The following is a 12121-nucleotide window of genomic DNA, read 5'->3' on the forward strand; positions in this document are numbered from 1 at the left end:
TAAACAAGATAAGCTTTAAACACGAAGAGATCACCATGACTCAACAGGCAACGCCGACTATTTTAACGCGCATTCTGGCCCGTAAAGACCAAGAGGTGGCTGAGCGCCGTCAAGCAGTTTCAGAACAGGATCTGCTAGCGCTAGGTGAGCAGCAAAGCGCACCGCGCGGTTTTATTAACGCTCTCAATGCGCGCATTGCGACAGGCGACCCGGCCATTATCGCTGAGGTGAAAAAAGCCTCGCCCTCAAAAGGCGTGATTCGTGAAGAATTTCATCCTTCGGATATTGCTAAAAGCTATGCGCAGGCGGGTGCAGCATGCCTTTCCGTGCTCACCGATGCTGATTTTTTCCAGGGCCATGAAGACTATCTGATTGCCGCTCGTGATGTCTGCTCACTGCCGGTGATTCGCAAAGACTTTATTACTCACGGCTATCAGGTGTCAGAGGCTCGCTCAATTGGTGCAGACTGCATTTTGCTGATTGTTGCTGCGTTAGATGATAGTCAGCTACGCGATCTGCATCAGCAGGCCAACAAGCTAGGGATGGATGTGCTGGTGGAAGTGCATGATGCCGATGAGCTGACGCGCGCCCTGGCGCTCGACCTGAAACTGATAGGCATTAATAATCGTAATTTGCATACGTTTGAAACTAGCCTGAACACCACGCTTGATCTGCTATCGCGGATTCCTGAGCATGTCACGGTGATCACCGAGTCGGGTATTCATACCCGCGATGACGTTAAGCTAATGCGTGATCATAGCGTTAACGGCTTCTTGGTCGGTGAGGCTTTTATGCGTGCAAGTGACCCAGGCCTGGCGCTGAAGACTCTTTTCTTCTGAGTTTCAGCGCCGAGCCTGTTGGCTATCGATCCGTTAAGCGCTGCGTAAGAGCGTAAGCAGCGCTTGAAGCGGGTGGCGCAGGGTTTGGCTGGAATAACGTTTCACCTGGCTGCGACAGGAGTAGCCGGTCGCTAACAGCCTGCCTGTATTGTGCGGTTCTTCCACCTGCGGCTGCCAAGACTGAGCATAAATAACCTTTGAGGTCGCCACGTTACGGGTTTCATGACCATAGGTGCCGGACATGCCACAGCAGCCGGTGGCCATCAATTCAAGCTCTAAACCAAACGCCGCGAACACCTGCTGCCAGGCCTTGGGGCTGGCCGGCGCATTGGTTTTCTCGGTGCAGTGGGATAGCAGCTTAAAGCCCGGGTCGGTGAGCGTTAGCTGGTTAGGCGCTAAGGTGTTAAGGCGAGTCACTAGCCACTCTTGGAGCATCATTACATCGGGCACTGCCTGATCCCCAAACGTTTTCACATACTCTTGACGGTACGTCAGGGTCATCGCTGGATCAATGCCCACCATCGGAATGTCAAAGCGTGCCAATGTACGCAGCCGTTTGGCCTGTTTGGCTGCGGTACGCTCAAAGGCACCCAGAAATCCCTGCACATGAAGGGGTTTTCCGTTCGCAGAGAAGGGCATTACGAATACCCGTAGATCAAGCCGCGAGAGTAGCTCAACGATATCCATGACCAATGTGGCTTCAAAATGGGTGGTAAAGGCATCTTGAACAATGATCACGCTGTTGGCGCGCTGCTGCTCGGTGAGGATGGCAAGCGCTGCGGGCGTTGCTTCGGCCACTCCCCAGGCCCGTAGCTGCTTTTTAACGCTTGACGGTGAAAGCGCTGGCGAATCGCTAATGCCCAGCTGTTGGCCCATCAGCTTTTCGATCCAGCGCTGTCCGATCACGGCGTTATACAGCGGAGCGGCTTTGGCCAGAGAGGGCAGCATGAATTCGGTGCCGCCGATGACATAGTCGCGCAACGGGCGCAGATAGCGGCCGTGATAAACTTCTAAAAACTGCGAGCGGAACTGGGGAACATTGACCTTAATCGGGCACTGTCCTGCGCACGATTTACAGGCCAAGCAGCCTGCCATGGCATCGTAAACTTCATGAGAGTAGTCGTGATGTTGTTTGCGGCTTAGGCTATTGGCCATCCGGCGCGGAAAGCTTTTGATAAATCCCCAGCCGCCTTCGGCCTTTTTCTTGCGTGACTCTTCCACGACGTCAATGCCCGCCTGGGACTGTAAGCGCAGCCATTCGCGAATCAAGCTGGCGCGGCCTTTAGGCGAGTGACGGCGATCCCGAGTGGCCTTCCAGGAAGGGCACATAGGATCGTCAACGTCGTAGTTATAGCAGGCGCCATTGCCGTTGCAGTATACCGCGGCGTCATAGGCCTGCCATGCTCGCTCATCGATGGTGCGGTCAAGCTGGCCACGCGTCGTCACGCCATCAATGGTCAGCAGCTCTGGGTCACGCTCGCGGGCAATTAGCTGGCTAGGCTCACGCGTGGCCGTTGCCTCCACGTCTTCAGACGCCGTGGACAGCGGCGTCGCGATTTTGCCCGGATTGAGCTGGTTGTAAGGATCAAACGCAGCTTTTACACGCTGAAGGCTAGGGTAGAGCTCGCCAAAGAACTTAGGCGAGTACTCTGAGCGCACGCCCTTGCCGTGTTCACCCCATAGCAGGCCGCCATATTTTTGGGTAAGAGCGGCTACTTCGTCGGAGACGGCGCGAATCAGCGTTTCCTGCTCCGGGTCCTTCATGTCGATGGCGGGGCGCACGTGAAGTACGCCTGCATCCACATGGCCGAACATGCCATAGGTGAGATTGCGGGCATCCAGCGCGGCACGAAATTCGGCGATAAAGTCAGCCAAATGTTCTGGCGGCACGGCGGTGTCTTCCACGAACGGAATCGGCCGTTTTTCACCTTGGACGTTGCCCAGCAGTCCCACCGAGCGTTTGCGCATGCCGTAAACTTTCTGAATCTGGGCGCGTCCTTCTGCCAGGGTAAAGCCTAGCCTTTCTACCGTTGGATCTTGGCTTAGATAGTCGGTAAATAACCGTACGCGGTCGGCGAGAGTTTTCTCATCATCGTCGTTGAATTCAATCAGGTTAATGCCGCGAATCGGCATGCTGCCGGTGGCAGGGAAAAACTCGGCCACGCTATCCCAAACAAAGTCCTCCATGGCGAGCTGGAGCACTTTATCATCGACCGTTTCAATCGAAGTGGGCCGTGCGGCACTCGCCATCAGTGCTTTAGCATCCCGCAGGGCATCCATAAAGCTTGTATAGCGCACGTTGACCAGGGTGGAGTGCTTGGGAATCGGCAGCACGTTCAGCACCGCTTCGTTTAGAAAGCCCAGCGAACCTTCCGAGCCGCATAGCAGGCTGTTGAGATTGAGTTGGCCTTCGTCATCGCGCAGGTGGGCCAGGTCGTAGCCGGTTAAGCAGCGATTGAGAGGCGGAAATTTTGCCTCTATCAAATCACGCTGCTGGTCGATAATCGCGGCGGCGATGGTATGCACGCGGCCTAAAACACCTTCTTTTTGGCGTTCGCTGTGCTCTTCGTCCGAGTTCAGCGGGCGGCTATGCAGGTGCTGGCCGCCGAGTAAGACCGTATCCAGTTGCAATACGTGATGGCGGGTTTTACCGTATTCGCAGCTGCCCTGGCCGCTGGCATCCGTTGAAATCATACCGCCGATGGTGGCGCGGTTGGAGGTCGAAAGCTCCGGGGCGAAAAACAGCCCGTAAGGTTTTAAAGCGGCATTGAGCTGGTCTTTTACCACCCCGGCCTGTACGCGCACCCGGCGGTTCTCAGTATCTATTTCAAGGATCTTATTCATGTGGCGAGAGACATCGACCACAATGCCGTCGGTCAGTGACTGGCCGTTAGTGCCGGTGCCGCCCCCACGTGGTGTCAATACAACGCCTCGATGAGTTGTTTGTGCGGCGAGTTTGGCTAGGCGCTCTAGATCTTCGGCATGCTTGGGGTAAACCGCTGCCTGGGGCAGGCGCTGGTAAATAGAGTTGTCGGTTGCCAATACCGTGCGGTGAGCGTAATCAGGGGCAATGTCGCCTTCAAAGCCGCGTGTTTTGAGAGCTTCGAGAAAACGTACATAGGCGTTACCTAAACGCTCAAACGGAGCGGAACGCGTGTCCAGGGGTGCAATCATAGGTGATTAAGCCGTCAGTGCCGGGGGTGCAATAAAGGAAGTCGGCTACTTTACCGCAGCGGCTGCCTAGCTGCATCTTAACGTGATGATTTACCCAATTTCTTGCAGGCATCTTATTCGGCACCCAATGCTTCTTTGACCAGTGCTAACGAGGCGTCTGACATAGGCAGCGTTAAGGCCAGTGCGTGGGCACGGGGCGACATTTTTCGCCAAGTCTTTTGCACAATACGCACCATATGCTCGTGCTCAATCTTGCGTGAGAAATCTGCAAAGTAATTCTCTAGAAAAACGAGGCAGGCACAGTCTTCTAATGCCTGCACATCGGCATCGCGTCCCAGGCCTTTTTTGCCAATAATGGTGGCGACTCGCTCGGCGTCTTCGGCTGAAAAGCCTGTATCGTGCATTAGCTGGGCGGTAGTGTCTCCAGCACGAATACCTTGGTCGCGGCGCCAGGTGAGGTAGCCCACACGTCCTTCGGGGTACTGCTCGCGCGGTACTAGCCAGCGTTGCAGGTGCTGAGCACGTATTGCTAGGCGCAGTACTTTATCAGGAGCGTCGTGTACGCGATCTAACCAGCCACTCATACGCTGAGCATAGGCCAGTTCCTGCGGTGTTGACGTGCCATCCGCTAGAATGCTGGTGCGGGGGTCTTGCGCATGCAGTGCATCAATGGCGGCGAGCGTTTGATCAAAAGCAGTCGGCATAGCAGCGGTGCTCGGCTAAGAGAATGGTTAAATTGAATAACGTCTAAATTGGATAGGGATTAGGTTGCCGCGAAACAGCGCCAATCGCAACGGCAGAGTGGGAAAAGCTTGAATCCGCCGCCTGCTGCAAAGCGCAGCAGGCGGACGTTTTGATGAATAACGGCCCGTGTTAGGTCTGGCGGGCGTTATAGACGGTTTCGTTGAGCTCACCTTCGCTCTTACCTACTAGGGTTGTTACCATTAAATCACCGGCGACATTGACACTGGTGCGCGCCATATCAAGAATGCGGTCAATCCCTGCGACGACCGCGATCGCTTCTAGCGGCAGGCCAACCTGCGCCATGACAATTGAGAGCATAATTAAGCCAGCACCCGGTACGCCCGCGGTGCCAATCGAGGCCAGCGTGCCGGTGGCAACAATCATACCGTAGTCCATCATGCTCAAATCAGTACCGGTCATCTGGGCGATAAACAGCACCACCACGCCTTGGTAAAGCGCTGTGCCATCCATATTGATGGTGGCGCCTACCGGTAGCACGAACCCCGAAACACCTTCGGAAACGCCAAGGTTTTTCTGCGCACAGCGGATAGATATGGGCAGGCTGCCGGCAGAAGAAGCGGACGAAAATGCCACCACAATAGCGTCCAGGCTACCCTGCAAGTAACGCATGGGGTTTAAGCGCCCAATCAGATAGATAAAGCCGGAGTAGATCAGCAGGACGTGGAGGATGCTGGCGAGATACGCGACGCCAATCAGCTTGGCCAGCGGCAGCAGTATCTCTAAGCCGTATTGGCCCGAGACGTGCGCGATCAAGCCAAATACGCCAAAGGGTGCAAAGGCCATCACAATACCCGTGAGCTTGTACATGGCTTCGGCGAAGCTGTCGAACACCTTCATCACCGGCTCGCCTTTATCGCCAATGAGCGTCAGTGAAATACCCAGGCCAATGGCAAACACAATGATCTGCATAATGTTGCCGTTGGCCAGGGCGTCCAGCGGATTGCGTGGCACTAAATCAACCAGAATAGAGATCAGCGACGGGGCTTCGTTTGCAGCAATTTCGCTATCGAAGCTTAAGTTGACGCCTACCCCCGGCTGCAGCAAAGTAGACAACAGCATACCGATGCTGATGGCAAAGGCCGTGGTGATCAAATAGAGCGTAATCGTCCGGGCACCAATGCGACCCATTTTCTGTGGGTCGCGCATCGAGGTAATGCCCACCACCAGCGTAGAAAACACCAGCGGCACAATCAGCATCATAATCGCGTTGATAAAAATATCGCCGAGTGGCTTAAATACGCTGGCGGTCTCGCCCAGCATAGCCCCCGCTAGAATGCCTAGCGCTAAGCCGGCCAAGATCTTTTTCCATAAGGCTATTCTTCGCCACCAGGCAAATTTTCCTTGCTGTGTTGCTTCTGGCACTGCCCACCTCCTATCAAAGTGTAAAGGCCTATCCTTAGGTGATTCGCCAGTCGAATCGCCGGGCACTTTATCACTTTTGGGAAATGATGGGGCGCGGACGTGGAGCTAAACACGAGCCTGATGCTACCAGTCATGGCTCCTTGCCGCGCTTTTGCCTACAATAGGCGCCTTTATGCACGCGCGTTGGCGCGATGCTCTTATTATTTTCAGGCCAAGGGACAGGATTCATGCTCGATCCGAAACTGCTGCGCGGTGATCTTGACACGGTTGCTCAACAACTGGCCCGCCGGGGCTTTGTGCTTGATAAAGCGGGACTGCAGGCGTTGGAGTCGCGCCGCCGCGAGCTGCAAACGCAAACCGAGCTGTTGCAAAGCGAGCGTAATACGCGCTCTAAAGCGATTGGTAAAGCGAAGGCAAGCGGTGAAGATATTCAGCCGCTGCTGGATGAGGTCAGCGATTTAGGCGATCGTTTGGACGCTGCCAAGCTAGAGCTGGCCGCTGTGCAGGCCGAATGGGATGATGCGATTAGCGGTATTCCCAACCTGCCACATGACAGCGTGCCGGAAGGTAAGAATGAAGACGATAACGTTGAACTGCACCGCTGGGGTACGCCCCGCGAATTTGATTTTACCGTTTTAGATCACGTTGATTTGGGTAAGCAGTCGGGTTATCTCGATTTTGAACTGGCGGCTAAAATTACCGGTGCTCGCTTTGCAGTGATGCGTGGGCCTATCGCGCGGCTGCACCGTGCATTAGCGCAGTTTATGCTGGACACCCAAACGGAGCAGCACGGTTACGAAGAGTGCTATGTGCCGTATATGGTGAACCGCGATTCGCTAATGGGGACCGGTCAGTTACCTAAGTTTGGCGAAGACCTGTTTAAGCTGGATGATGAGCGCGGGTATCATTTAATTCCTACCTCAGAAGTACCGCTGACGAACTTCGTTCGCGATGAAATTGTTGAGCAGGCGGCACTGCCGATGAAGCTTACGGCGCATACGCCGTGTTTTCGCGCTGAAGCAGGCTCGCACGGTCGCGATACTCGCGGCATGATTCGTCAGCATCAATTCGATAAAGTTGAAATGGTTCAGATTGTAGAACCTGAGAACAGCTATACGGCACTTGAAGAGATGCGTGGCCACGCCGAGGCTATCTTACAGGCGCTAGCATTGCCGTATCGTGTGGTAACGCTGTGTACCGGGGATATGGGGTTTGGTGCGACGAAAACCTACGATTTAGAGGTGTGGCTGCCGAGTCAGGAAACGTATCGGGAGATTTCTTCGATCTCAAACTGCGAGGATTTTCAGGCGCGGCGCATGCAGGCGCGTTATCGCCATCCAGATTCGAAGAAGCCGCAGTTGCTACATACGTTGAACGGTTCAGGGTTGGCAGTAGGGCGCTGCCTGCTGGCGGTGCTTGAAAACCACCAGCAGGCGGATGGCTCGGTAATTATTCCTGAGCCGCTACGTCGCTACCTTGGCGGTTTGGAGCGTCTGGCCCTTTAAGCGCCCACTCAACGCTAACGCCGGCATCAATACGGATGGTGCCGGGGCTGTAGTCACTGGCGCCGCCGGATTGGCTAGCATCGGCAGAAGCACTTTCAGCACGCATCATCATGCGCGGTTGGAAAATCGGTGACTGGGTTTCTTCAATGCGCTGCACGTGGTCAAGTTCGGCATCTAAGCTACCTGCCATTAGGTTCGCTTTATGCTGAGCTTTTTCAAGGGCTTTAACCAACGCTTCGTCAGTGGCTGAGTCGCGGTCCTGTAAATCGAACTGAACGCCATCTAGCGCGTTGACGCCAGCAGCGATCAGTGCGTCTAACACTTCGCTTAACTGATCTAGGTCCGTTAGCTCAACGGTGACCGGGCGTTCAAGGCGAGTGCGCTGCAAGGTTTCATGCTCGCCGTCTTCGTTACGCTGCCCTTGAACGTGCTCGGGATAGACATTTAATGAGCCTGCATTGATGGCGCTGCGTTCGAGGCCGGTCGCTTCCATCTGCTCAATTAATTCGCGGGCGCGGGTCTCTAAGCGCTCACGTGCATCGGTTAGTGCGCTACTATCACTTTCTTCTAGAGTGGAAAGCGCGGGAGTATTTTCCCATAGTCGAGCATTAAGCGTCGCTTTGTCAGGTTCTACCTCAACCCATGACTGTGCCTGCACATGCAGGCTGGGTGGCGCTTGGTGAGGGGGCGATGCTTGAGCAAGAGGTGCGCTAAGCAGTGCCACTAGAGCACCGCCTAGCAGGCTGTAACGCAGCCGATTAGAAGCAAATCGTTGAGTTCGTAGTGATGTCGCTATCATATGAAATGTCCTTGCTGTCGGTAGGCTAATGTTAATTATCTTCAATGCTTGGAAACGCATTGGAAAGGAAAGTTCAGTGCTGAAGAATGGATGCAAAACAGTTGCTTATTGCTTGCACGGTTAGTGCATTATCGTGCTGGTAATCACTATGAATATGACAACAGTCTAGGGATGGGTTTATGTCGAAATTATCGGACGAGGATTATCGTACGGTTCCGCTTCATGCCACCTTGGCACTCGCCTCGCTGGTAGTGATCGTTGCGGGAATGAAGGTTGGGTCTGATTTGCTGGTGCCACTGCTGCTGGCAATATTTATTGCCGTCGTATGTACCTCTCCGGTGCAATGGCTACACCGCTGTGGCTTGAGTTTGCGCTTATCGGCTTTTCTCACCTTAATGGTGATGTTGGGGTTTCTTTCGCTTATCGGCTTGCTGGTGGTGAATAGTTTTAGCACTTTTTTGGCCGCGTTGCCGGATATTGAGTCTCGGCTCTACGAGCAGTATTGGAATTTGCTCAATGCACTGTCTGCGCACGGTATGGCCGTTAATCCAGATCAGGTGAACTCAATGTTTGCCATGGATGATGAAGACTCTTGGGTGCCAACCTTGCTAGGAGAGATAGGCAATCTCTTCATGCAAAGCTGTATCGTCGGATTACTAGTCATCTTTATGCTGTTTGAGACGCTCAATTTTCGCGATAAAATCTCGCGAGCGCTTGAAAATCCTGCCCCGAGCTTAAAGCGATTCAGCGAATTTAGCTTAACGTTAAAGCGTTACTTAGCGGTCAAAACCGCGATTAGCCTGACCACTGGGGTGCTGGTTTGGCTTTCATGCGTCATCATTGGCGTCGAGTTTGCATTGCTGTGGGGGGTATTGGCCTTTGCCCTAAACTTCATTCCGAATATCGGTTCTGCGCTAGCGGCTATCCCGCCGGTACTCTTGCTGCTGGTTGCTCAAGATGGCGGTGCTTTTCAGGCAATGCTTTTAGCCTCGGCTTACTTGGTCATCAACTTTGTACTTGGCAACTTGATTGAGCCGCGGGTGATGGGGCAGGCGTTGGGGCTTTCTACCTTTGTCGCATTTTTATCACTGGTAGTATGGGGCTGGATCTTTGGTGCTGCGGGGATGCTGCTCTCAGTGGTGCTTACGATGACATTGAAGATCGCGCTGGATAGTCATCCACAAACCCGATGGATGGCGCGCTTATTAGGGCCTGGAAAGCGTCGTTTAAAAGATACTAGGGTTAGCGATGCACGGCTGCCGCCATGGAAGCGTGAAAAATAGCGTAAAGCGCGGGGGGAAGAGAATGACTACCGCCGACTAGGTCGGCGGCGGTTTCACGTGCTAGGCGCATTCATTAAGCGTTTTGTTCAATGAACTGCGTCAGTTGTGATTTGGATTGTGCGCCAACTAATGAAGCAACTTTGGTGCCAGATTTGAAAAGCATGACGGTAGGAACGCCGCGCACACCTTGCTCAGCGGCAATTTCAGGTGCGTCGTCGACATTGACACTGACCACTTTCAGGCTGTCTTGACGTTCAGCAGCCACTTCATCAACGACCGGGGCCATCACTTTGCACGGCCCACACCACGGCGCCCAGAATTTCATCAGCACAGGCTGTTCAGCGTTGAGGACTTCTTGCTCAAAATTGGCGTTGGTGACATCAACATTATTAGCCATTTGATTCTCCCGTTTGCGTTGCTCTTACTGTTTCGTTGCCTCAAATGGAGCAACGGTCATTACGCGATCAATTGGCGCTCTTTCACAGCGCTTCCTGTTTATCACGATAATCGTGGGCAGATGTTAGCGTTCGCGAAGGTTGCTGGCAAATTTCCTGTGCGGTAAATGATCACAAAAGTAGAAATTAATGAGTGCCTGTCAGGCGATTTTTTTATACTATAAAAGTATTATCAATGTGTTTTTTATTCTATCTGGTATTATGTAGGGCGCTGTCGCCAAGGCGATGACTGAACGCATCGCCGCTGCAGGGTCAGAATGAACGCCCAGGCATGGTCTGTATAGACAACAAATAAGGTGAGGATATGAAGCTACAACAGCTCCGCTATATCTGGGAAGTCAGTCGGCATAACTTGAACGTCTCAGCCACAGCACAAAGCCTATTTACCTCACAGCCAGGTATCTCTAAACAAATTCGTTTATTAGAAGACGAGTTAGGTGTGGAGATTTTTGCCCGTAGCGGTAAGCACCTGACACGAGTGACATCGGGCGGGCAGTCGATTATTGATCTGGCTGGCCAAGTTCTGCGCCTCACGGATAATATCAAGCAGGTGGCCCAAGAGCATAGCGATGAGCGTCGGGGAAGCTTGGCAATCGCGACGACGCATACCCAGGCGCGCTATGCATTGCCGCCGATTATCAGCGAATTCACGTTAAAGTATCCTGATGTGGCACTGCATATGCAGCAGGGTAATCCGAAACAGATCGCGCAAATGGTCAGTGAAGGGCAGGCAGATTTTGCTATTGCCACTGAGTCATTAGAGCTGTTTACCGACTTAGTGCTGCTGCCGTGTTATCGCTGGAATCGCTGTGTACTGGTACCTAAAGGCCATTCGTTAGCAACCCACCAGGGGGCTTTAACGCTTGAAGCGTTGGCTGAGCATCCGCTGGTCACTTACGTTTTTGGCTTTACCGGACGCTCGCAGCTAGACGATGCCTTTAAAGCTAAAGGGCTCTCGCCCAATGTTGTGCTGACGGCGGCAGATGCCGACGTGATTAAAACCTATGTGCGGTTGGGAATGGGGGTCGGAATAGTGGCCCATATGGCGGTCGATGAGGCGATTGATACTGATCTTGTCGCCCTGGATGCCAGCCACTTATTCGCCAGCTCTACAACCAAAATCGGCATTCGTCGCGGTACGTTTATGCGTGGCTACATGTATGACTTTTTACAGCGCTTTGCGCCGCATTTAACCCGTGATCTCGTCGATGAAGCGTTAACGGCAGGTCCACGTCATGAACAATCTTTGTTTGATGACATAGACCTGCCTGAGTATTAATGCTGTAAGTATTTATTCTGTGAATACTAATGCTGTAAGTGCAGTCCGCATTCGCGCTTCTCTTCAACCTTGGTCGGGTCGAAGTAATCGAAGTTGTTGGGTAGGCCATGCGCCTCTAGATACTGGTACATGTCCTTTGCACTCCACTGCAGCAGCGGGGCCACTTTCAATAGGCCATCGCTGTTACGGCTGACCGGCTGCATTTTAGCGCGCTCAGGGGTATCTTCAGCGCGTAGCGCGGTGAACCATACGTCGGGCTGCATTTCACTCAGTGCGCGCTCGAAGGGCTCAAGTTTTACTTCTTGCGTAAAGACCGCGTGGCGCGAGTCATCTATGCCCGGCATGGGGCCATCCAACGCTTCGCGATGGGCGCGGGTACGGCGAGGTAAAAAGCTAATAACCTTTAAATCGAGCTGTTGGATAACCGTATCGGCAAATTGGTACGTGGCCTCGGTGTTATAGCCGCTGTCCATCCATACGATAGGAATGTCGAGGCGCACCTGGCTTACCATATGCAGAATCACCGCCTCAAAGGGGCGAAAGTTAGTGGTGCAGATAGGTCGCGCGCCCTGGGACAGCGCCCATTCAATTAGCCCTTGGGGGTTATTGGCGAAGTCGCGGTTAATCGCTTCAAGCTCTGAGGACATATGGCCTCCTATT

10 protein-coding genes are annotated in these 12121 nt (G+C 53.5%); 4 read left to right on the forward strand and 6 right to left on the reverse strand.

Features of this window, described 5'->3' with window-relative positions:
• Window positions 1-35: 35 nt before the first annotated feature.
• The gene (gene trpC, locus ACT3RP_RS07265; protein ID WP_444625364.1) at window positions 36-839 is read left to right on the forward strand and encodes an indole-3-glycerol phosphate synthase TrpC; all 804 of its coding nucleotides are present in this window, start codon (window positions 36-38) and stop codon (window positions 837-839) included.
• Between the two features lie 33 nt (window positions 840-872).
• Here the strand turns inward: trpC and ydiJ are convergent, their stop codons facing one another.
• The 3 genes from ydiJ to ACT3RP_RS07280 all read right to left on the reverse strand — a co-directional run bounded on the left by ydiJ (window position 873) and on the right by ACT3RP_RS07280 (window position 6140).
• Window positions 873-4013 (reverse strand): D-2-hydroxyglutarate dehydrogenase YdiJ, encoded by a 3141-nt coding sequence (ydiJ, locus tag ACT3RP_RS07270; protein WP_483393540.1) that lies wholly within the window; start codon window positions 4011-4013, stop codon window positions 873-875.
• Between the two features lie 113 nt (window positions 4014-4126).
• Entirely contained in the window at window positions 4127-4717 is a 591-nt protein-coding gene (locus ACT3RP_RS07275) for a DUF4202 domain-containing protein (RefSeq protein ID WP_441684225.1), read from the reverse strand.
• Window positions 4718-4886: 169 nt separating this feature from the next.
• A complete protein-coding gene (locus tag ACT3RP_RS07280) occupies window positions 4887-6140 on the reverse strand; it encodes a dicarboxylate/amino acid:cation symporter (protein WP_444625366.1) in 1254 nt (417 codons plus the stop codon).
• Between the two features lie 227 nt (window positions 6141-6367).
• On the opposite strand from ACT3RP_RS07280, the gene serS reads away from it, so the two are divergent.
• Entirely contained in the window at window positions 6368-7645 is a 1278-nt protein-coding gene (gene serS, locus ACT3RP_RS07285; protein WP_444625367.1) for a serine--tRNA ligase, read from the forward strand.
• On the opposite strand, the gene ACT3RP_RS07290 is transcribed toward serS, so the two are convergent.
• Window positions 7590-8444 (reverse strand): SIMPL domain-containing protein, encoded by an 855-nt coding sequence (locus tag ACT3RP_RS07290; RefSeq protein ID WP_444625368.1) that lies wholly within the window; start codon window positions 8442-8444, stop codon window positions 7590-7592. The two genes, serS and ACT3RP_RS07290, sit on opposite strands and share 56 nt — an antisense overlap.
• 179 nt (window positions 8445-8623) lie before the next feature.
• Between ACT3RP_RS07290 and ACT3RP_RS07295 the strand changes: the two genes are divergently transcribed.
• On the forward strand, window positions 8624-9727 hold the full coding sequence (locus ACT3RP_RS07295; RefSeq protein ID WP_441684221.1) for an AI-2E family transporter: 1104 nt from the start codon (window positions 8624-8626) through the stop codon (window positions 9725-9727).
• A 73-nt stretch (window positions 9728-9800) separates the two neighbouring features.
• Here ACT3RP_RS07295 and trxA read toward each other — a convergent pair whose 3' ends face one another.
• Window positions 9801-10124 carry a thioredoxin gene (gene trxA / locus ACT3RP_RS07300; RefSeq protein WP_096279135.1) on the reverse strand — a complete coding sequence of 108 codons (324 nt, stop codon included), beginning with the start codon at window positions 10122-10124 and terminating at the stop codon, window positions 9801-9803.
• A gap of 362 nt (window positions 10125-10486) precedes the next feature.
• Here trxA and cysB point away from each other — a divergent pair, with 362 nt between their 5' ends.
• The gene (cysB, locus tag ACT3RP_RS07305) at window positions 10487-11461 is read left to right on the forward strand and encodes an HTH-type transcriptional regulator CysB (RefSeq protein WP_096279137.1); all 975 of its coding nucleotides are present in this window, start codon (window positions 10487-10489) and stop codon (window positions 11459-11461) included.
• Window positions 11462-11487: 26 nt separating this feature from the next.
• Here the strand turns inward: cysB and ACT3RP_RS07310 are convergent, their stop codons facing one another.
• Window positions 11488-12108 carry a phosphoadenosine phosphosulfate reductase domain-containing protein gene (locus ACT3RP_RS07310; RefSeq protein WP_483393541.1) on the reverse strand — a complete coding sequence of 207 codons (621 nt, stop codon included), beginning with the start codon at window positions 12106-12108 and terminating at the stop codon, window positions 11488-11490.
• Window positions 12109-12121: the final 13 nt, after the last annotated feature.

The organism is Halomonas sp. AOP5-B2-8, assembly GCF_052376475.1.
Classification (GTDB): domain Bacteria; phylum Pseudomonadota; class Gammaproteobacteria; order Pseudomonadales; family Halomonadaceae; genus Vreelandella; species Vreelandella casei.